The following is a 25,394-nucleotide window of genomic DNA, read 5'->3' as shown; positions in this document are numbered from 1 at the left end:
GGCGTGGCACCGCGAGCGAGGGTGCGGCGGACGGGATATGGGGCGAGGCAGGCACGCACGGGGGCACGGCGGAGGCGGAAGTCCGTGGCCTCCAGGGGGCGTGCGGCTGGCCTGCGCGCTGCTGGTGGGCGCGCCCGCCTTCGCCCAGGAGGCGCCGTGCGAGGACGCTCCCGCAACGGAGGCTCCCGCACGGGCCGGACCGCGGTCGCCGCCAGCGGATGCCCCGCTGAACGAGGAGACCGTCCGCGAGGACGCGCGCCGGGAGAAGGCCCACCCGTGGCTCGCGGTGGGGGAAGTGACGGCCATCAACCTGTTCGTCTGGACGTGGGACCGGGTCCTCGCGAACAAGGACTGGGCGAAGGTGAGCCCGTCCACGTGGGCGAAGAACCTGCGCACGGGCTTCGTCTGGGACGCGGACGGCTTCCTCACCAACCAGTTCGCGCACCCGTACCACGGCAGCCTCTACTACACGGCCGCGCGCGACAACGGCGTGCCCTACGCGGCCGCCCTGGCCTTCACGCTGTTTGGCAGCGCGCAGTGGGAGCTGTTCGCGGAGAACGAGCTGCCGTCCGCCAACGACCTCATCAACACGTCCGTGGGCGGCATGGCCATTGGCGAGGGGCTCTACCGGCTGTCCTCGCTGGTGCTGGACACGGAGGCCCGGGGCGGCGAGCGCTTCGTGCGCGAGCTCACCGCCGCCGCCATGAGCCCCGTGCGCGGCTTCAACCGCGTGGTGCGCGGCGACGTGACGCGCCACGAGCCCACGCCCCCGGACTGGCGCCCCAGCGACCTGTCCATCTGGGGCAACCTGGGCTACCTCAAGCTGGGTGACGGCCGGCCCCTGGCCTGGGGCGAGGACCAGTTCTTCCTCCACGCGGCCATGCGCTACGGCGACATGTACCAGGGCGACATCCGCCGCCCCTTCGACGCCTTCGACGCGCGCGTCCAGTTCACCTCGAAGGAGACCAGCTTCATCAGCCATGCGCGCATCCAGGGGCTGCTGCTGAAGGCGTCCCTCTGGAGCACGGAGAAGGACGAGCTGCGCTTCGGCCTGCTCCAGCAGCTCAGCATCGTGGACACGGAGGCGTACGAGCTGGGCGGCCAGTCCGTGGAGGCGGGCCTGCTGCATGAGCGCCAGCTCGGCGCGCGCTCGAAGCTGCGGACCGCGCTGCTGGTGGACGGGAGCCTCCTCACCGGCATCTCCTCCGAGCACAGCGGCGTCGCGGGCCGCAACTACGACTACGGTCCCGGCCTGGGCCTGAACCTCCAGGTCGCGTACATGCGCGGCGCCTGGGAGGTCCTCACGCTGGAGGCGGGCACCTCCCACATCGTGGTGGTGGACGGCTCCGGCGGCTCACACCAGGTCTTCACCGGCCAGCTCCAGGCGGACATCCCCGTGTACAAGCGCCTGGGGCTGGGCACGGAGCTGAACTGGTTCCACCGCCACAGCCGCTTCGAGTCCTACCCGGACGTGGAGAAGGACGCGTACCAACTGCGCGTCTTCTTCTCCGTGCACTACTAGAAGTCGCCCGAAAGGATGAGCTCCGGGGGCGCTTTCCAACACCTGACTGCTTACCTTCCGCGAGCGCGGCATGCAGCCGTGCGCGGAGGCGCGGGCGGACCGGATGGGGCACGGTGGGTGGGGGCCATGGCTGCCGCGAGGCGTGGCGCTGGCGTGCGCCCTGCGCGCCTGCGTCGCGGTCGCGGATGGTTCGCCACAGGACATGGCGCGCTCCGTTCCGTCCAGCGTCATGGCCCTCTGCGCGGCGCGGCTTTCGCCCGGCCAGGAGACCCGGTGGGAGCCCTGCCCTCCCGTGGCCGAGGCGTACGCCGCATTGCCGGCGGATGCGCCCGTGAGGGAGGACGAGCTCCGGGACAACCCCGGGCCCCACCCGTGGATCGCGGTGGGGGAAGTCACGGCCATCAACGGGGTCGTCTGGACGTATGACCGGTACATCGCGAAGAAGGACTGGGCGTACATCTCCACGTCCGTGTGGAAGGAGAACTTCCGCACCGGCTTCGTCTGGGACCAGGACGGCTTCTCCACCAACCAGTTCGCCCACCCGTATCACGGCGGCCTCTACTACACGGCCGCGCGAGACAACGGCCTGCCGTTCCAGGCCGCGGTGCCGCTCACCTTCCTGGGCAGCCTGCAGTGGGAGCTGTTCGCGGAGAACGAGCCGCCCTCCGCCAATGACCTCATCAACACGACCGTGGGCGGCGTGGCCATGGGCGAGGCCCTCTACCGCCTGTCCTCGCTGGTGCTGGACACGGAGGCCCGGGGCCGCCAGCGCTTCGTGCGCGAGCTGACCGCCGGCGTCCTCAGCCCCATGCGCGGCATCAACCGCGTGGCGCGCGGCGACGTTTCCCACCACGGCCCGTCGCCGACGGAGTGGTGGCCGGAGGACATCGCGGGCTGGGCCTCCCTGGGCTACCTCAAGCTGGGGGACGGCAGGTCCCTGGCCTGGGGCGAGGATCAGTTCTTCATCCAGGGCACCCTGCGCTACGGCGACATGTACCGGGGCGCGCACCACCGGCCCTTCGACGCCTTCAACGCGCGCGTCCAGTTCACCTCGCGGGAGAGCAGCCTCGTCAGCCACGCGAGGCTGCAGGGCCTGCTCGTGAAGTCCACGCTCTGGAGCGCCGAGCGCGACGAGCTGCGCCTGGGGCTGCTCCAGCAACTCGACTACACGGACACGCTCGCGTACGAGGTGGGCGGCCAGTCCCTGAACGCGGGCCTGCTGCACGAGCACAAGTTCCCCAACCGCGCCCGGCTGAGGACCGCGCTGCTCGTGGACGGCAGCCTCCTCACCGGCGTCACCTCCGAGCACACCGACAGCGAGGGCAACGAGGGCCGGGACTACGACTACGGCCCCGGCCTGGGCTTCCAGCTCCAGATGGCGTACCTGCGCGAGGACTGGGAGGTCGTCACGCTGGAGGCGGGCGCCGAACACGTGGTGGTGGTGGACGGCTCCGGCGGCGCGCACCGGGTGCACCAGGCCCAGCTCCAGGTGGACCTCCCCGTGTACCGGAACCTGGGGATGGGCTCGCAGCTCAACTTCTTCCGGCGCCACAGCCGCTTCGACGCCTTCCCGTCCGTGACGAAGGACACCTGGCAACTGCGCATCTTCGTGTCCCTGCACTGACGGCGGGGAGGACGCTCAGCCCACCGCCTCCGACGGCGGCGCGGAGGGCAGCGAGTACGTCACCGGCGGCGGCAGCATCACGCGCACCTCGTCGCCCGCGCGGATGAGGCCCGGGCGCTCCACCCAGCCCACCAGCCCGCGCTTCTGCCACGCGGCCTTCACGAAGCGGCCCGCCAGCCCCTTCAGGTCCGGGTGGTGCGCTTCAATCACGCGGCCCGGCTGCACGCAGGGGTGGTTCTCCCCTTCCATCACCAGCGTGGCGTCCTCCGGGAAGAACAGCCGCGTCCCCGGCGGCAGGTGCGTCAGCCGCGGCACGCCCACGAGCTCCAGGTTCGCGCCCAGCCACGACGCCAGCACGTGCGGCACGCCCAGCGCGCGCGCCACCTCCACCAGCTCCTCGCGCGACACGATGGAGAGCTGCCGGGTGTTGCGGATGAGCGTCCCCTTGGGGAACCACGGCACCCGCACGTCCGCCTTGCGCGTGAGGCCCGCGTGCCGGTCCCCCACGATGCCCGCGAAGTCCACCGTCACCTCCGGGACCTCCCGGGTGACGAAGCGCTTGGGTTCAGCGTCCGTGCACAGCAGCACGTTGGCCAGGTGTCCGGTCAGCGAGGGAGCAGGAGTGGGCATATCGGGCGCCCGTTCCAACACGCCAGCGCGGCGAAATCAAAACAGGGTCATCTGCTGTGGCTTGCCCAGCGGGCGGGCGTCCGTGCCCGCGTCGCGCAGCGCCTGGGCCAGCTCCTCCGCGAAGCCGTGGCAGGTGATGACGTCCCGCGCGCCGGTGTCCTTCACGTAGCGCAGCAGCGAAGGGAAGTCCGCGTGGTCGGACAGCGGGAAGGCCACGTCCGCGCCGTAGCGCCGCGCGCCGCCCGGGTCCATGGCCCAGCCGGTGAGCACCGCCGTGGCCCGGGGCCAGTGCGGCGCCAGGGCTCCGCCCCGCGCCAGGTGCGGCGGGAAGAAGAGGACCTCGCCCGGCTCCACGCGGCCGTCGTAGCGGCGCAGGTTCTCGATGGGGACGCCCAGCTCCGCGTACAGCTCCGCCACCTCGAAGATGGACGGGTGCGCCACCAGCTTGAAGCCGCGCAGGGCCAGTTGCTTCATCGCCTCCTGGCTCTTGCCCAGGGGGTAGCCCAGGAGCACCGGCGTCGCGCCCCGGCTCAACTGCGCGTGGAGCCATGTCTCCACCTGCCCCAGCACCTCCGGGCGCGGCGGGAAGCGGTAGCGCGGGTGCCCGAAGGTGGACTCGATGACCAGCGTGTCGCAGGTGGCCACCTCCGTGGCCTCCGCGGTGAGCGACGGCGCGGTGTTCAGGTCCCCCGTGTAGACGATGCGCCTGCCATCCGCGCGCGTGACGCGCAGTTGCGCGCTGCCCAGGATGTGGCCCGCGGGCAGCAGCTCCAGCAGCAGCGGGCCCAGCTCGAACGGGCGGCGGAACGGCACGGACAGCGGCGCCGCCACCGGCCCCAGCCGGTGGGCCATGAAGCGCAGCGTGGCGGCCGTGGCGATGGTGCTCTCGTGGCGGGCGATGTGGTCCGAGTGTCCGTGGCTGACGAAGGACAGCGGCGACTTGCGCTTCGCGTCCAGCGACAGGGGCGTGCCCGACAGGTGCAGGCCGTTGCGTCTCAGCTCCACGCTCATGGGATGGGCGCTGTCTATAGCGCGGCCCGGCTGCTCGCGCTCACGGCTGGAGCCGCGTCGGATGCTCAGGCTGCGGGCGTGCGGCCCCGTGCCCGCCATCCGTCCCACACCACCGTGCCCAGCTCCGACGCGAAGACGCCCACGACGATGAGCGCGCCGCCCAGCCACTCCTTCGGGCCCAGCACCTCGCGGCCCACCGCCACGGAGTAGGCCGAGGCGAACACCGGCTCCAGCGCGAAGATGAGCGCCGCGCGCACGGCGCTGGTGCGCGCCTGGCCCCACGTCTGCACCAGGATGGCCACCGCGCTCGCGAGCACGCCGCACGCGAGCACCGCCACCACCAGCGGCTGGCTCCACTCCAGCCGGCGCTCCACGAAGGGCAGGCACAGCGCGGACAGCACCGCCACGCCGACCAACTGCACCGCCACCAGGCCCACCGCGTTGTCCTTCGACGCGAAGCGCTCCGTGAGCAGGATGTGCCCCGCGTACGCCACCGCGCACCCGATGGACAGCCAGTCCCCCAGGCGGAAGCCGCCCATGCCCCCGGGCAGCGCGTCGTCCGGCGTGGGCCGCGTCAGCCAGTACAGCCCCACCGCCGCCAGCACCACGCCCACGCTGGTGCCCCACCGGGGCAGGCGCTTGAGCAGCACCATGGACAGCAGCGGGACGAAGAGGACGTTGAGGCCGGTGAGGAACGCCGCGCGCGACGGCGTCGTATCCGTCAGCCCCACCGTCTGGAGCGCGAAGCACAGGAACAGCACCCCGCCCAGGAGCAGCCCCTTGGGGACGATGCCGGGCGCGAACATCCGCCGGCGCGCGATGACGGCCAGCGCCGCCGCGCCCACCACGAAGCGCAGGGTGAGGAAGGTGAAGGGGTCCGCGAACGCGAGCGCGTCCTTCACCACCACGAACGTCAGCCCCCAGAAGACGGTGAGGAGCACCAGCGCCCCGTCCGCCCTCCACCGCGCACCGTCACGCCCTTCGGACACCGCATCCACCCTTCCCCGCCCAAGGCCTCGAGCAGGACGCCCCGCCGTTTGGCCCAGCCACCGGCGGAGCGCAACCCCCATCCGGCGTCAGGGAGGCAGGGGGCGCACCAGCACGACCAGCCGCTTGCTCCCCCCGGCCGCGTCCCACTGCTGGTTCGTGGCGACCGTGAGCGCGTCCGGCGCGGGGCGGAACCCCAGGCCGGAGAAGGTCCGCAGGGAGGCGGTGTTGTCCTCGTCGATGTCCGCGTGGAGCCGGTCCGCGCCCTGCCGGTGCATCTCCTCCACCAGGCACCGCACCAGCGCGGTGGCCACGCCCATGCGCCGCACCTTGGGGGACACCACCAGCGAGCGCACCCAGAAGCCGTCCAGCGACAGCCCCTCCTGGTGGTAGTCGTCCGCCCACGCGAAGCCGAGCAGGTGCCCCTGGGCGTCGAAGGCGCCCGCCGCCGCGCCCACGCGCCGGTCCGCGGGCAGGCCCCACCGGTCGCGGAGCTGCCGGCGCAGGAAGGTGCCGGACACCACCAGCCGCTCCGTGGCGAAGGCGAGCAGCGCGTCCAGGTCCTCCGGGCGCACCAGGCGGATCTCCAGCGGGCCCACGAACTGGCGGCGCAGCGGCTTCGTCCACCCGGAGAACAGGTCGCGCAGGTGGCGGAACACCGCCCGGGACGCGGGCTTCGTCCACACGCCGGACAGGGTGCGCTGCAGGAGGAACAGCGCCGGCCGCGTGGGCCGGGGCAGCCGCATCACCCACCGCCCGCGCTTGAGCGCGATGATGCGCCCCACCAGTTCCCCGCCCGCCACGTCCGTGCCGCCCAACAGCGACGCCGTCACCCAGGGCTCCGTGGACAGCACCACCTGCGCGGCCAGGCGCGGCCCGTGCCGCACCAGCGCCACGTCCCCGCGCGCCAGCCGCTCCGGCCCGCAGCGCAGCAGCCGCACCGCGTCCCCGCTGCGCAGGAGCGGGTAGAGACACCGCCCCATGCCGCGCACCCACAGCCGGTGGCCGAAGGGCAGCGCCGCAAGCAGGTCCGCGAGCTCGGCCGTCGAGACGCCACCAGAGGGCATGCCCCCACTCTGTCATGAAGGCGCCCCCGAAACCCGCCCCCGGTGCAGGCCCACCCCCGCTTCGTCCGGAAACGGCTATGACACGGCCCCAGGTCCAGGCCAGGAGGGCCCATGCCGCCGACGATGCCCGAGGGCGAGTACGCACCCGTTCCCCGCCAGGGATGGTGGAGCCGCAATTGGAAATGGGCGGTGCCCCTGGGCTGCCTGGGGATGCTGGGCTCGTGCTTCTGCTTCGCGGCCATCGCCGTGGGCTGGGGCTACTCGTCGTTCAAGGACATGGGCGCGTACACGGACGCCATCGCGGAGGCCCAGGAGGATCCGCACGTGCGGCAGGCCCTGGGCGGCACCTTCACGCCGGGCTTCCCCAGCAACACCCAGGTGAGCACCCGCAACGGCCGCACCCACGCGGAGTTCACCGTCCCGCTGGACGGCCCCAAGGCGGACGGCAGCCTCCACGCCGTGGCCGACAAGGACGGCGAGACGTGGACCTTCCGCACCCTCTACGTCCAGGTGGAGGACGGGCAGCGCATCGACCTGCTCGACACGGGCGAGCCGTCCCCGGAAGCCCCCGGCGCCCCCCCGGAGCCGGAGGAGGTGCCCCACGAGCTGGAGCCGGACGACACCGAGCCCCCGGAGCCGCCCGCGCGCCAGAAGCCCGGCCACGACACCGACATCGAGCTGTAGGCCCCACCAACGGCAAAGGGCGCGCCGCCGGGATGTCCCGGTGACGCGCCCCTCGCGGGTCACGGTCCGCCGTGAGGACGGCGGAGGCGGCCCTACTTCAGCTTCTGGATGCCCTCGCGCAGCGCGGGCAGGACCTTGAAGAGGTCGTCCACGAGGCCGTAGTCGGCCACCTGGAAGATGGGCGCCTCCGGGTCCTTGTTGATGGCGACGATGGTCTTCGAGGACTTCATGCCGGCCAGGTGCTGGATGGCGCCGCTGATGCCCGCGGCGACGTACAGCTTCGGCGCGACGACCTTGCCCGTCTGACCGACCTGCAGGTCGTTGGGCACCCAACCCGCGTCGCACACCGCGCGGGACGCGCCCACCGCGGCGCCCAGCAGGTCCGCCAGCGCCTCAATCTCCTTGAAGTCGCCCTTGGTGCCACGGCCGCCGGACACCACCACGCTGGCCTCCGTGAGCTCCGGACGCGCGCTCTTCACCTCGTTGAACGACACGAACTTCGTCTTGGAGGCCTCCAGCTTCGGCTGGAAGGACTTCACCTCCGCGGACGCGCCGGCGCCCGCGGCCGGGCTGAACTCCGTGGCGCGGATGCTGATGACCTGCACCGGCGTGGAGAGCTTCACCTCGGCGAACACGTTGCCGGCCCACATGGGGCGGGTGAAGGTGATGTCCGCGCCGCCGCCGTTGATGGCGGTGATGTCGGTGGCCATGGCGGCCTTCAGCCGGGCGGCGACGCGCGGCAGCAGGTCCTTGCCCTGCGCCGTGGAGGCCGCGCCCACGAAGGTGGCCTTCAGCTCCTGGGCCAGGCCCGCGATGACGGGGGCGTAGGTCTCCGCGAGGTAGTGCTCGAACTCGGGAGCGGCGGCGGTGTGGATGACCTTGGCGCCGGAGCCCTTGAGCTCCTCCGCCAGCTTGGACGGGTCCTTGGAAAGCAGGACGAGGTGCAGCTCCGCGCCGGCCTTGTCCGCGAGCTGCTTGCCCGCGGCGATGGCGTTGAGGGAGGCCTTGCGCAGGTTCCCGTCCGGCTGCTGCTCGGCGACGATGAGGACGATGGACATGGTGTCTGTCTCCGGAATCGTTGGAAGGGTTGGGAGCGCGGTCAGACGACCTTCGCCTCGTTGTGCAGCTTCTCCACCAGGGTGGCCACGTCCGGCACCTTGATGCCCGCCTTGCGCGCCGGAGGCGACGCCAGCTTGAGCACTTGAATCTTGGGGGCCACGTCCACGCCCAGGCCCGCCGGGGTCAGCTCCTCGATGGGCTTGCTCTTCGCCTTCATGATGCCGGGGAGGCTGGCGTAGCGCGGCTGGTTCAGGCGCAGGTCCGTGGTGACGATGGCGGGGAGCTGGACCTCCAGGGTCGCCAGCCCGTTGTCCACTTCACGCACCACCTGGACGCTCTTCTTGTCCGCGGACAGCACCACCGCCGGGACCTTGTTCTTCTCCTGGTCGCTCTCCAGCGACTCCACCTTGGAGGCGAACGTGGCCTGGCCCCAGCCCAGGAACTCGGCCAGGTACTGGCCCACCTGGTTCTGGTCGTCATCGATGGACTGCTTGCCCAGCAGGACGATGTCCGGCTTCTCCTTCTCCGCGACCTTCTGGAGCAGCCCCGCGATGCCCAACTGATCCAACGGGCCCGTGTGGTTCACCCAGATGGCGCGGTTGGCGCCCATGGCCAGCGCGTGGCGCAGTTGCTCCTGCACCTCCTTGCCGCCGATGGAGACCACCACCACCTCGCCGGTGTGCTTCGCCGCGAGGCGCAGGCCCTCTTCCACGCCGATTTCATCGAAGGGGTTGATCTTGTACTTCAGCCCCTCCTTCACGATGTCCGAGCCGTCCGGCTTCACCTTGATCTTCGACTCGGGATCTTCCACGCGCTTGGCGGTGACGAGAATCTTCACGGCGGGCTTCTCCTCAGTGGGGAGTGTTTGGAAATCGGGCGCTTGACGCGTCGCGCATCAGGGCCGGAGTAATAGACATCCGCACACGGCGGCGGCAACGGGAAAGCCCCGCCGGGCACAGTTTTGCTTTTCTACCTGAACAGTTCCTTCGCGATGACCAGGCGCTGCACCTGGCTCGTGCCCTCGTAGACCTGGATGAGCTTGGCGTCGCGCATCAGCTTCTCCACGGGGTATTCCTTCATGTAGCCGTAGCCGCCGAACACCTGCACCGCGTCCGTGGCGACCTTCATGGCCATGTCCGCGGCGAAGCACTTCGCGTAGCTGGACTGGAGGGTGTTGCGCTGTCCCTCATCCAGCACCTGCGCGCTCTCGTAGGTGAGCAGGCGCGCGGCGTGGGTGTTCATGGCCATCTCCGCCAGCATGAACTGGACGGCCTGGTGCTCGCGGATGGGCTTGCCCATCGTCTGGCGCTGCGCGGAGTACTCCAGCGAGTGCTCCAGCGCCGCGCGGGCGATGCCGATGGAGATGCTCGCCGTCAGCGGGCGGCTGTTGTCCAGCGTGGCCATGGCGATCTTGAAGCCCTCGCCCTCCTCGCCGATGCGATTGGCGACAGGGACACGCACCTCGTCGAACGTGACGGTGGCGGTGTTGCTGGCGCGCTGGCCCATCTTGTTCTCGTGCTTGCCGGTGGTGAGCCCCTGCGGACGGCCCTCCACGACGAAGCAGGTGATGCCCTTGTGCTTCTTGCCCTTGTCCAGCGTGGCGAACACGGTGAACTGATCCGCGTAGCCGGCGTTGGTGATGAAGCACTTGCTGCCGTTGAGGACGTACTCGTCACCCTCGCGGCGCGCGGTGGTGCCCATGGCCGCCACGTCCGAGCCCGCGGCGGGCTCCGTGAGGCAGAAGCAGCTCAGCTTCAGCTTCTCCCCGAAGGGGGCCAGCAGGCGCTTCTTCTGGTCGTCCGTGCCGGACAGGATGATGGGCAGGTTGGCCAGGTCGTTGGCGATGAGGGACGTGGCCACGCCCGCGCAGCCCCACGCCAGCTCCTCGCACACGATGACCTGCTCCAGGTGCGTCAGGCCCACGCCGTTGTACTCGGACGGGATGGCCATGTTCAGCAGGCCCAGCTCGAAGGCCGCGGAGATGAGGTCCTTGGGGAAGTCGGAGGTCTCGTCGTAGTGGGGGGCCTTGGGGCGCACCACGTCACGGGCGTACTTGCGCGCGGCCTCCTGCAAGGCGCGCTGGTTTTCGCTGAGCTGGAAATCCATGGGCGGGGCTCCGGGAAGGTTGATTCAAATATCAATCCGCTCCCTCTGCCATACCGCTCCCGCCGTCCAGGCGCCAGCCCCCGAAAGGGGCCCCCCGTCGTTCCAGGGACACCGGAACGGCGGAGGGGAGGCTCGGAAGCCGGCCTGGGAGCCCGGGCGGTTACTTCCCCGCGGGCTTGCCCTGCTTGGGGACCTTCTCCCAGTCCGCGAGGAACTTCTTGATGCCCGAGTCGGTGAGGGGGTGGTTCGCCAACTGGGTGATGACGTTGTAGGGCAGCGTGGCCACGTCCGCGCCCAGGCGCGCGGCCTGGAGGACGTGGACGGGGTTGCGCACGCTGGCCACCAGCACCTGCGTGGTGAAGTCGTAGTTCTGGTAGATCTCCAGGATGTGGGCGATGAGCTCCATGCCGTCCTGGGAGATGTCGTCCAGCCGGCCCACGAAGGGCGACACGTACGTGGCGCCGGCCTTGGCGCACAGCAGGGCCTGGTTGGCGGAGAAGCAGAGGGTGACGTTGGTGCGGATGCCCTCCGCGGTGAGCGCCTTGACGGCCTTCATGCCCTCCACGCCCATGGGGATCTTCACCACGACGTTGTCGTGGATCTTCGCCAGCTCCCGGCCTTCCTTGATGAGGTCCGGGGCGTCCAGCGACACGCACTCCGCGCTGATGGGACCGTCCACGATGGAGCAGATCTCGCGGATGGTCTCGTCCAGCCCGCGGCCGACCTTGGCCAGCAGTGACGGGTTGGTGGTGACGCCGTCCACGCAGCCCATCTCATGGGCCTTGCGGATTTCGCCGACGTCCGCGCTGTCGATGAAGAACTTCATGCCGTCCCCTTGGGTTTTTCCGGCCACGGGCGGCCGGGCGGGCAGGCCGTAGCCCAGGCCCCCCCATGCGTCAAGGATGGCCGCCCACGCGACGGCTGGAGTAGAGGTAGCGCCCATCCATGGCCCGCGCTCCCCGCTCCACCGCCAAGAAGCCCAAACTGCGTGCCCTCCCCGGCCGCGCGCCCTCCCCCGCCCCCGCCCGCCGCGACGACGACGACGAGGCCGCGCTCACCTACGCGCGAGGCGTGCTGGAGGCGGAGGCCCGCGCGATTCTAGGCGTCACGGACCGGCTGGGGGACGCGTTCCTGCGCGCGCTGAAGCTGGTGCGCGACTGCCCGGGCCAGGTGGTGGTGACGGGCATGGGGAAGGCGGGCCACATCGGCCAGAAGCTGTCCTCCACGCTGGCGTCCACCGGCATCCGCTCCGTGTTCCTCCACCCCGCGGAGGCCGTGCACGGGGACCTGGGCCGCGTGGGCCCGGGCGACGTCATCCTCGCGCTGTCCAACAGCGGCAGCACGGAGGAGCTCCTGCGCCTGTTGCCCCTCTTCAAGCGCATGGGCACGCCGGTGGTGGCGCTCACCGGGGACGCGGACAGCCCGCTCGCGAAGGGCGCGGAGGTGGTGCTGGACATCGGCCGGATTGAAGAGGCCTGCCCCATGGGCCTGGTGCCCACCGCGTCCACCGCCGCGCTGCACGCCGTGGGGGACGCGCTGGCCATGACGCTGCTGCGAAGCCGCCCCTTCGGGCGGGACGACTACGCGCTCCTGCACCCGGGCGGGAAGCTGGGGCGCTCCGTGCTGCGCGTCTTCGAGCTGATGCGCACGGGCCCCGCGAACCCGCTGGTGCTGGACACCGCGCGGCTGTCCCTGGCGGTGGTGGTGATGACCAACACGCCGGGCCGGCCGGGCGCCGCGTGCGTGGTGGACCGGGACGGGAAGCTGGAGGGCATCTTCACGGACGGCGACCTGCGCCGGCTGGTGGAGAAGGGCCACACCGACTTCGAGGTGCCGGTGCGGCAGGTGATGGGCAAGCGCCCGCGCTGCATCACCCCGGACACGCTGGTGCTCACCGCCGCCGCGCAGATGCGCGAGCTGAAGGTGGACCAGTTGCCCGTGGTGGACGTCGAGGGCCGCGCGGTGGGCCTGCTCGACGTCCAGGACCTGCTGGCGGCGAAGTTCGTCTAGGAAGGCCGGGCGCTACTGCGACAGCTTCGCCTGGAGCGCGGCCTTGTTGGGGTAGTTGGGCACGTCCTGGGCCAGCTTCTCCCAGAGCGCCCTGGCGCCCTTGGCGTCGCCCTTGGCGAGCAGCGTGTCGCCCAGCTTCTCCACCGCGCCCGCGTCGGACTCCAGCGCCACGCTCCACACGCGCGCGCCCATGGGGCGGCCCAGGCCGACGAGCGCCCAGGCCATGCCCGCCTTGGCGCGGCCGTTCTCCGGCTGGAAGGGCACCACGCGGGTGTAGTTGGCCAGGGCCTCCTGGTAGCGGCCGCGCGCCAGGTGCTCCTCGCCCTCCTCCACCAGCTTCGTGAGGCCCGCCTCCAGCTCCGGCGTGCGCTCGGTGTTCTTCACCGCGTCCACCATCTCCGGCGTCAGCGGGCGCGGCGCGTCCGGCGGCATCGCGGCGGCCTGCGCGGTGGACTGGGACAGGCGCACCTTGCGGTCCTCGGCGCGCGACTGAAGCCACTTCTTGCGCCCGCCCGCCTTGGCGATCTCCTGGATGCGCACGCTCAGCTCGCGGGCCATGGGCGCGCGCTGGGAGTTCGGATGCGCCTGCACCAGCGCGTCGAAGCCCTGGCGCGCGGCGCCGAGCGCCGGGAGGTTCTCGCCCTGCGTCTCGAAGAGCAGCGAGGAGTGGGCGTAGAGCGCCTCCTCGTGTTGGGGCTCCACCTCCAGCACGCGCTCATACGCCTTCAGCGCCTTGGCGCTGTCACCGCCCAGGTACAGCGCGTTGCCCATCAACACGTCCACGTCCACCGCGGGGACCAGCGCGGCGCCCGCGCACGCGGCGGCGCCCGCGGTGTCACCGGACTTCGCGCGGGCCTGCGCCACGGCCGCCATGGCGTCCAGCGCCTGGCCAGGCGTGAAGCCGCAGTTCGCGGCCTCCGGGGTGGGGATGGCGGCCTTGCCCAGCTTCTTCCTGGACGCGAGGAACAGCGAGCGCACGCCGTCCGCCTTGGCCTGCGCCTGGCCCAGGTAGGCCAGCGCCTCCGCGTTGCGGCCGTTCGTGTAGTAGAGCTTGCCCAGCGACGAGGCGATCTCGAAGGTCTTCTCCCGCTCGCGCAGTCCCTCGGACGAGTCGAGCTGCTTCATCAGCTCCTCGGCGGAGGGCGGCAGCTTGTTCGCGTCCACCGTGGGGTGGCCCGAAGGCAGCGGCGTGCCCGGCGCCACGGGAGAGCCCGCGGGCATCGTGGGGTGGCCGGGGGGCAGCGCGCCGGTGGCGGCATTGGCGCCAGCGCCCATGCCCGCAGGCGACGCCTGGGTGCCGGGGGGAATCGTGGGGTGGCCAGGAGGCAGGGAGGTGGGCTCGGCCGCGAGCAGCGCGGTCGTGGCCAGGACGAGGGACAGGCTCATAGTTCGTGGACGGGGAAACGGGCGCCCATGTCGGGCCAGTAGAGGGCCTCGCGCTTGCGGACGTCCTGGGGGGCGAGCTTCGCGAGCAGCTCCTGCACCGTCATGCCCAGCACCGGGTGGCGGGAGTCGGGGGCCAGCTCCGCCAGGGGCTCCAGCGCGAAGCGGCGCTTGTGCAGTTCAAGGTGGGGCACCTGGAGGTTCGCGTCCGCGACGACGCAGTGGTCCTCCTCGTCCCACAGGAGGATGTCCAGGTCGATGGTGCGCGGGCCCCAGCGCTGGAGCCGGCGGCGGCCCAGGTCCTGTTCGATGCGCTGGAGGATGCACAGCAGGCGCTGCGGCGTCAGGTCGCACTCCAGCGCCACCACGGCGTTGAGGAAGCGCGGCTGCGCGGGCCCCACCGGGGCCGAGTCATAGAGAGAGGAACAGCCCAGCACCGACACCGCGTCGATGCACGACATCGCGGAGAGGGCGGCCACGAGGTGGGCCTCGCGGTCGCCCTCGTTGGAACCCAGTCCTACATAGACGGTCGCACTCAAGGCTCCATCTCAACCGGGTTCACCAGGGTTCCGATTCCCTCCAGCTCCACCTCCACCGTGTCCCCCGCCTTGAGCGCGCCCACGCCGGACGGCGTGCCCGTGCTCACCAGGTCGCCGGGCAGCAGCGTCATGATGTGGGAGATGAAGGACACCAGGCGGGCGGGGCTGAACACCATGTCGGACGTGCGGCCATCCTGGCGCACCTGTCCGTTCACCCGGCACACCACCCGCAGGTCCGCGGGCGACAGGCCCGTCACGGCCCAGGGGCCCGCGCAGGCGAAGGTGTCGTAGCCCTTGGCGCGGGTGTGCTGGATCTCCTTGCGCTGGATGTCGCGCGCGGTGACGTCGTTGAAGGCGGTGAGGCCCCAGATGGCGCGCGCGGCGGTGGCCTCGTCCGCGTTCTTCAGGCGCTCGCCAATGACGAGCGCCAGCTCCGCCTCGTGGTGGACCTCCTGGCTCGCCCTGGGGATGCGGATGGGCGACCCCGGGCCGTTGAGCGCGGTGGAGGGCTTGGTGAAGATGAGCGGCTCCGTGGGGATGGGCTTGCCCATCTCCTCCGCGTGCTTGCGGTAGTTCTGGCCGATGCAGACGACCTTCGACGCGTCCGAGGGCGTGAGCAGCGTGAGCCCCTGGAGCGAGCGGCGCAGGCCGGTCTCCTTGCCGCCGGCCCACGGCGCGGCGGTGAGCACCACCACCTCGTTGCCGTCGACGCGGCCGAAGCTGGCGCGGCCCTCGACCTGGAAGCGGCAGTAACGGGCGGTCATGTCTTCCCCTGGAGGCCGAGCACGTCGGCCATGTCATAGAGTCCCGGCGCGCGGCCCGCCACCCAGCGCGCGGCCCTCAGCGCCCCTTGCGCGAACTGATCACGGTTCGTCGCGCGGTGGGTGAGCTCGATGCGCTCGCCCTCCCCGAAGAAGTACACCGTGTGCTCGCCCACCACGTCCCCGCCGCGCAGCGCCTGCACGCCAATCTCACCCGGCGGGCGGGCGCCCGTCTGGCCCTCGCGCGCGAAGGTGAGGTCGTCCTTCGTGCGGCCCAGCGCGTCCACCAGCACCTCCGCCAGCTTGAGCGCGGTGCCGCTGGGCGCGTCCTTCTTCATGCGGTGGTGCGTCTCCAGCACCTCCACGTCGAACGACGGCCCCAGCACGCGCGCCAGCTCCGCCGCCATGCGGATGACCAGGTTCACGCCCACGGACATGTTGGGCGCCGCGACGATGGGGACCTGCTTCGCGTACGCCTCCAGCCGCGCGCGCCCCTCCGGCGAGAAGCCCGTGGTGCCCACCACCAGCGCCACGCCGCGCTCGGCGCAGACGCGCGCGTGCTCCAGCGTGGCCTCCGGGCCGGTGAAGTCCACGACGACGTCCGCCTTCGCGCCGTCCAGCGCGCGGCCCAGGTCGTCGTGCGCCACCACGTCCAGCGGAGCGCCCAGCCGGGCCACGAGCCCCGCGTCCTGCCCGGAGAGGGGGCTGCCCGGGCGCACCGTGGCGCCCACCACCGGCAGGTCGCTGGCGGCCTTCGCCAGGCGCGCCAGCGTGCTGCCCATGCGGCCGGAGATGCCGGTGATGACGGTGCGGGTCATGGCGCTCTCTTCCCTTCAGCCCTTCAGCAGGCCCAGCCCGGACAGCTCGGCCTTCAGCTTCGCGGCGTTCGCCTCGCCCATGGGCACGAGCGGCAGGCGGAGCTCCGGGCCGAACATGCCCATCAGGTGCAGCGCCCACTTCACCGGGATGGGGTTGGACTCCACGAAGAGCAGCCGGTGCAGCGCGTTCATCCGCACCTGGAGCCCGCGCGCCTTCGCCATGTCGTTGCTCCGCGCCGCCGCCACCAGGTCCGCCATCATGCGGGGCGCGACGTTGGAGGACACGGAGATGACGCCCTTGCCGCCGCACGCGATGAAGGGCAGCACCGTGAAGTCGTCACCGGACAGGAGCGTCATCCGGTCGCCGCACTTCTCCACCAGGTCCACCGCGCGGATGAGGTTGCCCGTGGCCTCCTTCAGCGCCACGACCTCCGGGACGTCACACAACTGGAGCACCGTGTCCGGCAGCAGGTCCACGCCCGTGCGGCCCGGCACGTTGTAGGCGATGAGCGGGAAGCCCGGGTGCTCCTTCGCGATGGCGCGGTAGTGCTCCACCAGGCCCGCCTGCGTGGGCTTGTTGTAGTAGGGCGTGACGATGAGCGCGCCGTCGGCGCCCACCTCGCGCGCGCGGCGCACGGACTCGATCGTCTCTCGGGTGCTGTTGCTGCCCGCGCCCGCCACCACCGGCACCCGGCCCTTCACCTCGTCCACGACGACGGCGATGGCGCGCGCGCGCTCGTCCGCGTCCATCGTCACGGCCTCGCCGGTGGTGCCCATGGGCAGCAGCACGCTCGTGCCGCCGTCCAACTGGTAGCGCACCAGGGCACGGAAGGCCCCCTCGTCCAGCACCCCTTCACGGAACGGAGTGGCCAGCGCCGTCATGGAGCCTTCGAAGGTCTTCATGCCGGCGCTTATACGTTCAGGCCCGCTCGCCGCGCCAGAGGTCCTCGACGCGCTCGCGCTCCCGCACGACACGCCAGGCCGCTCCGTCCACCAGCACCTCCGCCGGCCGGGGCCGCGAGTTGTAGGTGGAAGCCATGCTCATCCCGTAAGCCCCGGCGCTCATGAAGGCGTACAGGTCGTCCTGGCGGGGCAGCACCAGGGGGCGCGCCCGCGCGAGCACGTCCGTGGACTCACACACCGGCCCCACGACGTCCACCTCCACGTCCCGGCCGCGGCGCTTCACCACCGGCTGGAGGTCATGGTGCGCTTCGTAGAGGGCCGGGCGCATCAGGTCGTTCATGCCCGCGTCCACCACCACGAAGGTGCGCGCCCGCGTGGGCTTGCGGTACAGCACGCGCGTGAGCAGCACGCCCGCGTTGCCCACGAGCGCCCGCCCCGGCTCCAGCAGCAGCGTGGCCCCCGTGGCCTCCGTCGCGTTGAGCACCGTGCGCGCGTACTCCTGGGGGCTGGGCGGCGTCTCGTTGGAGTAGGTGATGCCCAGCCCGCCGCCCACGTCCAGGTACTCCAGCGCGTGGCCCCGGGCCTTGAGCGTGACGTAGAGGTCCGCCACCTTGGTGAGGGCGGCCTTCATGGGGGCGGTGCGCGTGAGCTGCGAGCCGATGTGGCAGTCCAGCCCCAGCGCCTTCAGCCCCTTCAGCTTCTTCGCCTTCGCGTAGAGGGCGACCGCCTCCTCGAAGGGCACGCCGAACTTGGACGTCTTCAGGCCGGTGGAGATGTAGCGGTGCGTCCTGGCGTCCACGTCCGGGTTCACGCGCAGGGCGAACGGCGCGCGCCTGCCCAGCCTGCGCCCCACGGCGTCCAGCGCCTCCAGCTCCTCCGCGCTCTCCACGTTGAAGAGCAGCAGGCCCTGGGACAGCGCCTGGGCCATCTCGTCCGGCGTCTTGCCCACGCCGGCGAACACCGTCCTGCCCGTCTCGCCGCCGGCCTGCTTCACGCGCGCCAGCTCGCCGCCGGACACGATGTCGAAGCCGCTGCCCAGCCGGGCGAAGAGCCCCAGGATGGCCAGGTTGGAGTTGGCCTTCACCGAGTAGCAGATGAGGTGCTTCTGGCCCTGGAACGCCTCCGTCACCGCCTGGAAGCGCTCCGTGAGCGCGGCGGTGGAGTAGACGTACGTGGGGGTGCCCACCGCGTCCGCGATGGCGGGCAGCGGCACCTGTTCGGCGTGCAGCACGCCCTTGTGGTGGTGGAAGACGCTCACTCGGGCAGCCCGGCGTCCAGGGTGGACGGAGGCACCGTGGGGCCGGAGGGCTCCACGGGCCCGCGCGGCGGCTGCTGCGCGGGCACCGTCTCCGCCGTGGGCGCGGGCAGCGGCGCCGGCCGGGGCGCGCGGGGGCTGCCCTTGATGCCGCACGCCACCAGCGCGAGCGTCAGGCTGGTGGCGGCGCACAGCCGCGGGAGGCAGGAGCGCATGGGGCTAGAACCGGATGGCCAGCGTGCCGCGGATGGCGTGCGCGGTGTTCAGCTCCTGGGCCGGCAGGTTCAGGTCCTTCAGGCCGTCCAGCGGGAAGAGGATGCCGTAGTCGATGCCCGCCACGAAGCCGTCCTCGGTGACGTAGCGCGCGCCGATGTCCGCCTCCAGGCCCAGGCTCTTGCTGATGTAGGACGGCGTGGACTCCGCGTAGAACGCCTGCGAGTAGATGACGCTGCCGAAGACGTCGAAGCCCTCCGCGATGGAGTACTTGAGGCCCGGCTTCACGTAGAACGCGTCCGTGACGCCGTTGAGGATGGACCGCCACAGGATGAGGTCCACGCGGTAGTCGCGGTTGAAGCGGAAGTTGCGGATGGCGTTGTCGCTGCAGCCGCCGGTGTCGCAACTGTACTGGCGGCCCTCCACGTCGCCCGGCGCGGTGTTGCCGTCCGAGCCCGTGCCCTGGCGGCCCGGGTAGTTGCCGAAGCCCGGCGCCCTGTCACCGGACGCGAAGCCCGCCTCGATGCCCAGGTGCAGCTTGTTCTCGATGACGTGGAACTCCGTCTGGAGCACGCCGCCGAACTGCGCCACGCGCAGCGACTGGGTGGTGGGGTCGGTGGCGGTGAGCGCGCGCCCGTCGATGGTGCCCAACTGCGCGGCGAACTCCGCCTCGATGCGGAACTTCTTCTCCTCGTACTTGAACCACAGGTCCGGGATGTAGAGCGTGCCGCCGCGCGGGACGAAGGCCGGCGTGGTGACGTTGACGGGGATGGAGGGGTTGGCGTCCTCGAAGGGGACGCCCGTCTCCGTCAGGGTGGCGTAGCGCTGCGTGCGGTAGGTGAAGTACAGGCCGTAGTTGAGGACGCCCTGGTTGTTGTCCAGCTTGGCCTTCTGCTGCTGGTCGGTGTCGCGCCGCGCGATGGCCAGCACCAGGCTGTGCGCGTCGTCGGACTGGGTGAGGTCCACCGGCTCGCCCAGGGCGTTGGCCTTCTCCGTGGACAGCCCCTCCGAGTTGAAGTCCAGCATGGGCGTCACGTACCAGCCGGCGAACGGCTCGGTGACGAACTGGATGCGGTCCACCGTGTCGCCGTAGTCGCAGTCCAGGCAGTTGCCGTCGTTGCGCAGCATGCCCAGGCCCCAGTGGCTGCCCATGCGGCCGAAGCGCAGGATGCCCACCGGCGTCGTCACCTCACCGTACGCGCGGCGGACATGGACGGAGTCCTTGAACGCGTTGACGGCGGAGTCGGACGGGGACTGGTTCTCCGAGAAGAGCGTGAAGTTGTTGCGCCCATCCCCGCTGTAGGCGCTGTCCGGGTTGGAGCCCAAGAGGACGTTGTCCAGCGCGTCCACCTGCGCCTTGATGCGCACGTCCTCGGAGATGTTGAAGGACGGGTCCAGGCGGAAGCGCATGTTGGCGCCGGCCTGGGTCTGCTCGGCGCCGGAGCGCGGCGAGCGCGTCCAGAGCTGGCGGCCCAGGGGCGTGCCGGAGGGCAGCGGGGGCTTGCCCAGGTCGAACTTGTAGAAGAGCGTGGGGCGCACGCGCAGGTAGCCGTCCAGCGTGAACAGCTCCAGCTTGCGCTTCTCCTCCGTCCACTCCTCCTGCCAGTCGTTGTTGGCCACGGCCTGGGTGGCCGTCTGCGCGCGGATGTCCTCGCGCAGCTCCTGTCGCGTGGCCTCCAGGCGCTGCTCCAGCTCCTCGCGGCTGACGGAGCCTTCGGAGGCGGGGGCGGGGGAAACGGCGGCCGGAGCCGCGGGAGCCGCGGCGGGAGCCGACTCCTGGGGTGCCGAGGGCGTGGTGCCACCATCGGGCACCGGCGTCTGCGCGGTGGCCGTGGACGAGGCGACGAGCAGCGCCGCCAGCAGGACGTGAGACATGGTCAACGGTCTCCGGGGCCGCGACATGACGCGGCCGGGTGTAAAGGGCGGGCGATTCAAGCCATGCCCCCCTGGGGTGTCAACGTCTACGGGATCGGGGTTTCGGGCCGCGGACGGCGGGAGCCGGCCCCTTCCCCGCCGCCGTCCCCTTCCGGGACGCGCGGACAGCAACCGTGGAGAGCGGCTGACATTTCGGACAGAAATGCGTGGTGCGCCCACCCTGGGTGAAGGCTTCCACCTTCGTTCCACACTTCGAGCACGGCCCGTCCGCCCGCCCGTAGACGCGGAAGCGGTTCACGGACCCTGGCTCCTCCAGGTAGGTGATGTCCTCGCCCTCCTGCTCCTTGAAGGCGAAGTCGAACGCGGCGTGGATGGCCTTCGCCAGGTGCTTCCAGTCGTCCGGCGTGAGGGTGCCGGGCTTGCGCGCCGGGTGCAGCCCCGCGCGGAAGAGCGCCTCCGCGGCGTGGATGTTGCCCAGGCCCGCGACGCGGCCCTGGTCCATCAGCGCCACCTTCAGGTCCTGCCGGGAATCCCCCACCGCCTCCTGGAGCTGGGGGCCGGTGAGCCCTTCAGTCAGGGGGTCCCGCCCCAGGGCCTTCACCGAGGGCAGCTCCCACAGCGCCTTGGCGGGCACGGGCTCCATGCGGCCGAAGAGGCGTGGATCACTGAAGTGGACCACGTGGCCGTCATCCAGGTGGAAGCGGGCGCGGCTGTGGGGGACGGGCACGCCCTCCTCGCGGCGCACGAACTTGCCCGTCATGCCCAGGTGGGCCATCAGGCCGTGGCCGCCCTCCAGGGTGAGGAGCAGGTACTTCCCCTTGCGCTCCAGGGACTCCACGCGCCCGGTGAGCCGGGTGAAGAGGGGCAGCTCCGCGCCCCGGAAGACGCGGGTGGCGTCCGCTTCCGCGCGCACGATGCGGCGGCCCTTGAACCAGCGCTCCAGGTTGCGCCGGGCGATCTCCACTTCCGGTAGCTCAGGCATCCAGGCGCAGGGGCATACCACCGGACCGTGTCCGGCGCATGTCCCCCGGTGGATGGCGCTCCGGGAAGGTGCTTGCCCGGGACGCGGAGGCGCGGTTACGACGGGCCGCGAAAGCTTCCACCCACTGAGCAAGAAGGGACGACTCGCCCATGCAACGGATGGTCACCGCACTGCTGACCCTCACCCTGGCCTCGGGCCTCTCCACGGGCTGCACCAAGCAGCGCGTGGGCGCGGAGAAGGCGATCGCCAGTGTCCTCATCTCCGACGAGCAGGAGAACCAGCTCGGCCTCCAGGTGAAGAAGGAGCTCGAGACGAAGGAGAACATCCAGTACGTGGAGGACCCGGAGGTGCTGGCGTACGTCCGGGGCATCTCCCAGCCCATCCTCGCGCAGGCCAACAAGGACCGCTCCGGGGTGAAGTGGAAGGTCAACGTCATCAATGACCCGAAGACGGTCAACGCCTTCGCCACGCCGGGCGGCTTCCTCTACGTGTACACGGGCCTCTTGCTCGCGGCGGACACGGAGGCGGAGCTGGCGGGCGTGATGGCGCACGAGGCGGGCCACGTGGTGGGCCGTCACTCCGCGCGCGCCATGGTGAACGCCTATGGCCTGCAGGCCATCACCCAGGTGGCGCTGGGCCAGAACCCGAGCACCGCCGCGCAGATCGCCGCGCAGTTGGCGGGCGGCGGGCTGCAGTTGGCGCACAGCCGCAGTGAAGAGACGGAAGCGGACGAGTACGGCGCGAAGTACGCCTCCGCCTCGGGCTTCGACCCCAACGGCCTCATCACCTTCTTCCAGAAGCTGCAGAAGGAGCAGGGCCACACGCCGGGCGTGCTCAAGTGGCTGTCCACGCACCCCACCAGCGAGGACCGCATCGCGCACCTGCGGAAGATCATCGCGCAGCAGGGGCTCAAGGGCGACCGCGACTCCCCGGGCGGGCTGACGGCCATCCAGGCCAGGCTGCCCAAGCAGTAGCCGTGACGGCCGGGCCCCGGCGCTTCAGTGCACGGACGGGTTGTCACTCCCGTCCGGCATCAGGCCCGGGGGCTCCGGGTCCTTGCCCTCCGCCACGCGGCGCTTGCGCCGGAACAGCGCCAGCCGCGTCTTCCGGGCGCTGGCGGCGCTCTTGGCCGCGCCGGGCGTCTTGAGGGGCGGCTCCAGGGGCGCGGGCTGGCCGAAGTCGCGCGCGCCCTTGGCCTTCCCCTGCGCGGAGGCGTGCTCCAGGATGGCGTTGAGCTCCCCTCCGAGGATGAAGATGAGCCCGGAGATGTAGAGCCACAGGAGCAGCACCACCACGCCACCGATGGAGCCGTAGGTGACGTCGTACTTGCCGAAGTGCTCCACGTACTGGGTGAAGCCCCAGGTGCTGCCCAGCCACGCCAGGGTGCCAATGACGGAGCCCGGGGTGATGTACTTGAAGCGCTGCTTCACGTCCGGCAGCAGGTAGTAGCAGAGCGACAGCATCAGCATCACCAGCGCCGCGGTGAAGGGCCAGCGCAGCCAGGACCAGACGAGGTGGAACTCGTCGATGAGCGCCAGCTTGTCCGCCACCCACGCCCCCACGCGCCCGCCCAGCAGCAGGATGGCGAAGGACAGGGGAATCAGCAGGCCGCCCATCAGCGTCACCAGCAGCGCCAGGCCCTGCGTCTTCCAGTAGGGTCGGGACTCCGACACGTCGTAGGCCAGGTTGAGCGCCTTGCGCAGGGCGTCCACGCCGCGCGACGCGGTCCACAGCGCCACGATGAGACCCACGGTGAGCAGCTTGGGGCGCGTCTCCCCGACGAGGGAGGTGAGGTGCTGGCTCACCACGCCCAGCGCGTCGCCGGGGACCAGCGGGCGGATGCGGTCCATCATCGCGTCCACGGCGCCGGGCGCGAACGGCATGTACGCCACCAGCGTGACGAGGAAGAACAGGAAGGGGAACAGGGAGAAGATGAAGTAGTAGGACAACTGCGCCGCCACGTCGGTGACGGTGTCCTCTTCAATCTCCTTCCAGAAGCGCCGCGCGAACTCCCTCCACGTCAGGTACTTGAGCCGTGGCAGCCCCATGTGGTTCCCCCTCGGGTCCGTGGGGAGCCAATGTGTGAACGGCCCGGCCCTTCGGCAGCAGGCGGCCGGACGAGCGCTCGCGGCCGGAGGCGCTGGCGGCGTGCCGGCTGTTGAACGCTAGACGAGCCCGGAGGGCAGGTAGCGGCCCAGCAGCGGGCGCAGGCGGCTCTTCACGTCGGCGGGGATGCGGGTGCGGTCGGTGAAGATGGCCAGCGCGAGCGCGCTGTCGCAGCGGCAGGTGGTGGGCGTGCCCGCGATGCGGGGCAGCGCGCGGCGCAGGAGCGCGGCGCCGTGGGCGGTGACGGCGTCCAGCCGCTGGGCGAAGCGCGGCAGGAGCGCTTCGGGTTCCTGGCCCACGGGCGGGGAGCGCCAGGAGTCGTGGTCGGTGGGCAGCGCGACGAGGGCATAGTGCAGCTCCGCCTCGCGGGCGAGCCGCGCCTCCGGCATGGCGGTGAGCCCCACCAGGTCCCCGCCCCACGTGCGGTAGAGCTGGCTCTCCGCCTGGGTGCTCAGGGAGGGGCCCTCGATGCAGACGTAGGTGGCGGAGGCGTGCACCTCCGTGTCGCTCTGGAGGGCCGCGTCGGTGAGCGTCTGGCGCAGGGTGGCGCAGAAGGGCTGGGCCAGCTCCACGTGCACGGCGACGTCGTCGTAGAAGGTGCAGGGGCGGCGGTAGGTCCGGTCGATGACCTGATCCGGCAGGGCCAGGTGCAGCGGCTGGATGGAGTCACGCAGGCTGCCCACGGTGCCGGTGGCCAGGACGTGGGTGACGCCGAGCGACTTCAGGGCGAAGAGGTTGGCGCGGTAGGGGGCGCGGGTGGCGTTGTGGACGTGGCCCTGGCCGTGGCGGAAGACGAAGAGGATGGGGACGCCGTCCAGCTCCGTGGCGATGAGCGGGGTGCTGTGGGGCCCGAAGGGCGTCTCCACGGAGAGGTGCTCGCCGCGTCCCTGGAGTCCCAGGGCCTGGTAGAGGGCCTGGCCCCCGATGATGCCCACCTTGACCGCCGCCATGCGTCTCCTCTCGCCCGGTCGCCGGGCGTGGGCCTGACGATATCGCGGGGGGCTCGCCCAGGAAGCGCGGAAGACTGGTAGCTTTCACATTTGCCATGCGTCTTCTTCCGCGCCTCGTCGTCCTCAGCGTCCTGTTCGCAACCCCCGCCCTGGCCGGTCCCGTCCCGCCCGGCTGCGAGGAGGACGCCACCACGTGCAAGGAGGACTGCACCATCGAGTACGGCGGCAACGGCGCCGCCCTCAAGAAGCTGACGCGCTGTTTCGAGGGCTGCCTGGAGACGCGCACGCAGTGTACCCGCCGGTTCAACGCGGTGAACAACCGGGCGCCGGACGCACCGGAGGCGCCGCCCGAGCGCCGGATGGGCAAGACGGAGGCGGCCAAGCTGCGCGAAATCAAGGAGAAGGACCGCCGCCGCGAGGAGGACCCCTTCGGCGACGACGAGAACAAGGAGCCGCGCGCGAGGCCGGTGCGCGACTCCTACGATGATCCGCCGGAGCCGCCCCCGGAGCGCACGGGCTACCGCGCGTCGGACGAGAAGCCGGCGAGGAACAACGGACGGAAGCAGGCGGCCGTCCCGGCGAAGGCCCAGGAGCCGGAGCGCACGCCGCCCCCGCCCTCCCCCGCCGTGGCGCCCGAGCCGGAGCCCCGGCGCACGGAGACCCCGGACATCGACGCCTTCGCGGAGCCGCCGCCCCGCGCCGAGCCGCCCGCGCGCAAGCCCGAGCCGAGGCCGGCGGTGGCCGAGCCCGCGCAGCCGAGCCGCTCGGACGACGAGGACCTGCCGCCCCCGCCGCCGCCCGTGGCGAAGAAGGAGCCGCCGCCGCGCATCCAGGAGCCGCCGCGCCCCGTGATTCCGCCGGAGCCCGCGAAGAAGGACATCTCCGAGTGGGACCCCAACGGCGACTGAC

General features: G+C 71.4%; 25 protein-coding genes. 6 read left to right on the top strand and 19 right to left on the bottom strand.

Translation table 11 applies throughout. From position 1 onward, the window contains the following. Positions 1 to 100: 100 nt before the first annotated feature. Both K8556_RS07050 and K8556_RS07045 read left to right on the top strand, forming a co-directional pair. Positions 101 to 1,522 (top strand): DUF3943 domain-containing protein, encoded by a 1,422-nt coding sequence (locus K8556_RS07050; RefSeq protein ID WP_223739235.1) that lies wholly within the window; start codon positions 101 to 103, stop codon positions 1,520 to 1,522. A gap of 202 nt (positions 1,523 to 1,724) precedes the next feature. Beyond that, entirely contained in the window at positions 1,725 to 3,146 is a 1,422-nt protein-coding gene (locus K8556_RS07045) for a DUF3943 domain-containing protein (RefSeq protein ID WP_223739234.1), read from the top strand. Between the two features lie 15 nt (positions 3,147 to 3,161). On the opposite strand, the gene K8556_RS07040 is transcribed toward K8556_RS07045, so the two are convergent. The 4 genes from K8556_RS07040 to K8556_RS07025 all read right to left on the bottom strand — a co-directional run bounded on the left by K8556_RS07040 (position 3,162) and on the right by K8556_RS07025 (position 6,841). Then, positions 3,162 to 3,776, bottom strand: a complete 615-nt coding sequence (locus tag K8556_RS07040; protein ID WP_223739233.1) for an MOSC domain-containing protein — start codon at positions 3,774 to 3,776, stop codon at positions 3,162 to 3,164. Between the two features lie 36 nt (positions 3,777 to 3,812). After that, positions 3,813 to 4,787 (bottom strand): MBL fold metallo-hydrolase, encoded by a 975-nt coding sequence (locus K8556_RS07035; protein WP_223739232.1) that lies wholly within the window; start codon positions 4,785 to 4,787, stop codon positions 3,813 to 3,815. Between the two features lie 65 nt (positions 4,788 to 4,852). Beyond that, positions 4,853 to 5,776: a DMT family transporter gene (locus K8556_RS07030; protein WP_223739231.1), complete on the bottom strand. Its 924-nt coding sequence runs from the start codon at positions 5,774 to 5,776 to the stop codon at positions 4,853 to 4,855. Positions 5,777 to 5,863: 87 nt separating this feature from the next. After that, entirely contained in the window at positions 5,864 to 6,841 is a 978-nt protein-coding gene (locus tag K8556_RS07025) for a GNAT family N-acetyltransferase (RefSeq protein ID WP_223739230.1), read from the bottom strand. A gap of 111 nt (positions 6,842 to 6,952) precedes the next feature. Between K8556_RS07025 and K8556_RS07020 the strand changes: the two genes are divergently transcribed. Next, positions 6,953 to 7,525, top strand: coding sequence for a cytochrome c oxidase assembly factor Coa1 family protein (locus tag K8556_RS07020; RefSeq protein WP_223739229.1), 573 nt, complete (start codon positions 6,953 to 6,955; stop codon positions 7,523 to 7,525). A 92-nt stretch (positions 7,526 to 7,617) separates the two neighbouring features. On the opposite strand, the gene K8556_RS07015 is transcribed toward K8556_RS07020, so the two are convergent. The 4 genes from K8556_RS07015 to fsa form a co-directional block, all read right to left on the bottom strand. Then, positions 7,618 to 8,583, bottom strand: a complete 966-nt coding sequence (locus K8556_RS07015) for an electron transfer flavoprotein subunit alpha/FixB family protein (RefSeq protein ID WP_223739228.1) — start codon at positions 8,581 to 8,583, stop codon at positions 7,618 to 7,620. Positions 8,584 to 8,624: 41 nt separating this feature from the next. After that, the gene (locus K8556_RS07010; protein WP_014399255.1) at positions 8,625 to 9,422 is read right to left on the bottom strand and encodes an electron transfer flavoprotein subunit beta/FixA family protein; all 798 of its coding nucleotides are present in this window, start codon (positions 9,420 to 9,422) and stop codon (positions 8,625 to 8,627) included. A gap of 131 nt (positions 9,423 to 9,553) precedes the next feature. Next, positions 9,554 to 10,690 (bottom strand): acyl-CoA dehydrogenase family protein, encoded by a 1,137-nt coding sequence (locus K8556_RS07005; protein ID WP_223739227.1) that lies wholly within the window; start codon positions 10,688 to 10,690, stop codon positions 9,554 to 9,556. Between the two features lie 160 nt (positions 10,691 to 10,850). Further along, positions 10,851 to 11,516, bottom strand: a complete 666-nt coding sequence (fsa, locus tag K8556_RS07000; protein WP_223739226.1) for a fructose-6-phosphate aldolase — start codon at positions 11,514 to 11,516, stop codon at positions 10,851 to 10,853. Between the two features lie 119 nt (positions 11,517 to 11,635). Here fsa and K8556_RS06995 point away from each other — a divergent pair, with 119 nt between their 5' ends. Beyond that, on the top strand, positions 11,636 to 12,700 hold the full coding sequence (locus K8556_RS06995) for an SIS domain-containing protein (protein WP_223739225.1): 1,065 nt from the start codon (positions 11,636 to 11,638) through the stop codon (positions 12,698 to 12,700). 12 nt (positions 12,701 to 12,712) lie between these two features. On the opposite strand, the gene K8556_RS06990 is transcribed toward K8556_RS06995, so the two are convergent. The 9 genes from K8556_RS06990 to mutM form a co-directional block, all read right to left on the bottom strand. Then, positions 12,713 to 14,086, bottom strand: coding sequence for a lipopolysaccharide assembly protein LapB (locus K8556_RS06990; protein WP_223739224.1), 1,374 nt, complete (start codon positions 14,084 to 14,086; stop codon positions 12,713 to 12,715). Beyond that, positions 14,083 to 14,622: a 2-amino-4-hydroxy-6-hydroxymethyldihydropteridine diphosphokinase gene (folK, locus tag K8556_RS06985; RefSeq protein WP_223739223.1), complete on the bottom strand. Its 540-nt coding sequence runs from the start codon at positions 14,620 to 14,622 to the stop codon at positions 14,083 to 14,085. The genes K8556_RS06990 and folK overlap by 4 nt, the downstream gene beginning before the upstream one ends. Beyond that, complete coding sequence (locus K8556_RS06980) at positions 14,619 to 15,386, bottom strand: fumarylacetoacetate hydrolase family protein (protein WP_223739222.1); 768 nt, start codon at positions 15,384 to 15,386, stop codon at positions 14,619 to 14,621. The genes folK and K8556_RS06980 overlap by 4 nt, the downstream gene beginning before the upstream one ends. Beyond that, positions 15,383 to 16,201 (bottom strand): 4-hydroxy-tetrahydrodipicolinate reductase, encoded by an 819-nt coding sequence (gene dapB, locus K8556_RS06975; protein WP_223739221.1) that lies wholly within the window; start codon positions 16,199 to 16,201, stop codon positions 15,383 to 15,385. The genes K8556_RS06980 and dapB overlap by 4 nt, the downstream gene beginning before the upstream one ends. A gap of 15 nt (positions 16,202 to 16,216) precedes the next feature. Continuing rightward, a complete protein-coding gene (dapA, locus tag K8556_RS06970; RefSeq protein WP_223739220.1) occupies positions 16,217 to 17,104 on the bottom strand; it encodes a 4-hydroxy-tetrahydrodipicolinate synthase in 888 nt (295 codons plus the stop codon). Between the two features lie 16 nt (positions 17,105 to 17,120). Further along, the gene (gene lysA / locus K8556_RS06965; protein WP_223739219.1) at positions 17,121 to 18,362 is read right to left on the bottom strand and encodes a diaminopimelate decarboxylase; all 1,242 of its coding nucleotides are present in this window, start codon (positions 18,360 to 18,362) and stop codon (positions 17,121 to 17,123) included. Next, entirely contained in the window at positions 18,359 to 18,574 is a 216-nt protein-coding gene (locus K8556_RS06960; RefSeq protein ID WP_223739218.1) for a hypothetical protein, read from the bottom strand. Before K8556_RS06960 ends, lysA begins: the two co-directional genes overlap by 4 nt. Positions 18,575 to 18,578: 4 nt before the next feature. Next, positions 18,579 to 20,447, bottom strand: a complete 1,869-nt coding sequence (locus K8556_RS06955; RefSeq protein WP_223739217.1) for a TIGR04551 family protein — start codon at positions 20,445 to 20,447, stop codon at positions 18,579 to 18,581. 79 nt (positions 20,448 to 20,526) lie between these two features. Continuing rightward, positions 20,527 to 21,429, bottom strand: coding sequence for a bifunctional DNA-formamidopyrimidine glycosylase/DNA-(apurinic or apyrimidinic site) lyase (mutM, locus tag K8556_RS06950; protein ID WP_223739216.1), 903 nt, complete (start codon positions 21,427 to 21,429; stop codon positions 20,527 to 20,529). 149 nt (positions 21,430 to 21,578) lie between these two features. Here mutM and K8556_RS06945 point away from each other — a divergent pair, with 149 nt between their 5' ends. Then, a complete protein-coding gene (locus K8556_RS06945) occupies positions 21,579 to 22,403 on the top strand; it encodes a M48 family metallopeptidase (protein ID WP_223739215.1) in 825 nt (274 codons plus the stop codon). A gap of 24 nt (positions 22,404 to 22,427) precedes the next feature. Here K8556_RS06945 and K8556_RS06940 read toward each other — a convergent pair whose 3' ends face one another. Next, positions 22,428 to 23,477, bottom strand: coding sequence for a YihY/virulence factor BrkB family protein (locus K8556_RS06940; RefSeq protein ID WP_223739214.1), 1,050 nt, complete (start codon positions 23,475 to 23,477; stop codon positions 22,428 to 22,430). Positions 23,478 to 23,594: 117 nt separating this feature from the next. Continuing rightward, positions 23,595 to 24,485, bottom strand: coding sequence for an MTAP family purine nucleoside phosphorylase (locus tag K8556_RS06935; protein WP_223739213.1), 891 nt, complete (start codon positions 24,483 to 24,485; stop codon positions 23,595 to 23,597). 95 nt (positions 24,486 to 24,580) lie between these two features. On the opposite strand from K8556_RS06935, the gene K8556_RS06930 reads away from it, so the two are divergent. Next, a complete protein-coding gene (locus K8556_RS06930; RefSeq protein WP_223739212.1) occupies positions 24,581 to 25,393 on the top strand; it encodes a hypothetical protein in 813 nt (270 codons plus the stop codon). Position 25,394 lies beyond the last annotated feature (1 nt).

It is taken from the genome of Corallococcus sp. AS-1-12 (assembly GCF_020036995.1).
Taxonomy (GTDB): Bacteria; Myxococcota; Myxococcia; order Myxococcales; family Myxococcaceae; genus Corallococcus.
The sequence above is the reverse complement of the archived record's forward strand: the minus strand, read 5'-3'. Positions and strand labels throughout refer to the sequence as shown.

What these genes read in the sequence shown, in the direction of transcription:
- K8556_RS07045 (WP_223739234.1), top strand. Translation starts at nt 1,725, where the DNA reads ATGGCGCGCTCCGTTCCGTCCAGCGTCATGGCCCTCTGCGCGGCGCGG.
- K8556_RS07040 (WP_223739233.1), bottom strand. Translation starts at nt 3,776, where the DNA reads ATGCCCACTCCTGCTCCCTCGCTGACCGGACACCTGGCCAACGTGCTG.
- K8556_RS07035 (WP_223739232.1), bottom strand. Translation starts at nt 4,787, where the DNA reads ATGAGCGTGGAGCTGAGACGCAACGGCCTGCACCTGTCGGGCACGCCC.
- K8556_RS07025 (WP_223739230.1), bottom strand. Translation starts at nt 6,841, where the DNA reads ATGCCCTCTGGTGGCGTCTCGACGGCCGAGCTCGCGGACCTGCTTGCG.
- K8556_RS07020 (WP_223739229.1), top strand. Translation starts at nt 6,953, where the DNA reads ATGCCGCCGACGATGCCCGAGGGCGAGTACGCACCCGTTCCCCGCCAG.
- K8556_RS07015 (WP_223739228.1), bottom strand. Translation starts at nt 8,583, where the DNA reads ATGTCCATCGTCCTCATCGTCGCCGAGCAGCAGCCGGACGGGAACCTG.
- K8556_RS07005 (WP_223739227.1), bottom strand. Translation starts at nt 10,690, where the DNA reads ATGGATTTCCAGCTCAGCGAAAACCAGCGCGCCTTGCAGGAGGCCGCG.
- fsa (WP_223739226.1), bottom strand. Translation starts at nt 11,516, where the DNA reads ATGAAGTTCTTCATCGACAGCGCGGACGTCGGCGAAATCCGCAAGGCC.
- K8556_RS06995 (WP_223739225.1), top strand. Translation starts at nt 11,636, where the DNA reads ATGGCCCGCGCTCCCCGCTCCACCGCCAAGAAGCCCAAACTGCGTGCC.
- K8556_RS06990 (WP_223739224.1), bottom strand. Translation starts at nt 14,086, where the DNA reads ATGAGCCTGTCCCTCGTCCTGGCCACGACCGCGCTGCTCGCGGCCGAG.
- K8556_RS06980 (WP_223739222.1), bottom strand. Translation starts at nt 15,386, where the DNA reads ATGACCGCCCGTTACTGCCGCTTCCAGGTCGAGGGCCGCGCCAGCTTC.
- dapB (WP_223739221.1), bottom strand. Translation starts at nt 16,201, where the DNA reads ATGACCCGCACCGTCATCACCGGCATCTCCGGCCGCATGGGCAGCACG.
- dapA (WP_223739220.1), bottom strand. Translation starts at nt 17,104, where the DNA reads ATGAAGACCTTCGAAGGCTCCATGACGGCGCTGGCCACTCCGTTCCGT.
- K8556_RS06960 (WP_223739218.1), bottom strand. Translation starts at nt 18,574, where the DNA reads ATGCGCTCCTGCCTCCCGCGGCTGTGCGCCGCCACCAGCCTGACGCTC.
- K8556_RS06955 (WP_223739217.1), bottom strand. Translation starts at nt 20,447, where the DNA reads ATGTCTCACGTCCTGCTGGCGGCGCTGCTCGTCGCCTCGTCCACGGCC.
- mutM (WP_223739216.1), bottom strand. Translation starts at nt 21,429, where the DNA reads ATGCCTGAGCTACCGGAAGTGGAGATCGCCCGGCGCAACCTGGAGCGC.
- K8556_RS06945 (WP_223739215.1), top strand. Translation starts at nt 21,579, where the DNA reads ATGCAACGGATGGTCACCGCACTGCTGACCCTCACCCTGGCCTCGGGC.
- K8556_RS06940 (WP_223739214.1), bottom strand. Translation starts at nt 23,477, where the DNA reads ATGGGGCTGCCACGGCTCAAGTACCTGACGTGGAGGGAGTTCGCGCGG.
- K8556_RS06935 (WP_223739213.1), bottom strand. Translation starts at nt 24,485, where the DNA reads ATGGCGGCGGTCAAGGTGGGCATCATCGGGGGCCAGGCCCTCTACCAG.
- K8556_RS06930 (WP_223739212.1), top strand. Translation starts at nt 24,581, where the DNA reads ATGCGTCTTCTTCCGCGCCTCGTCGTCCTCAGCGTCCTGTTCGCAACC.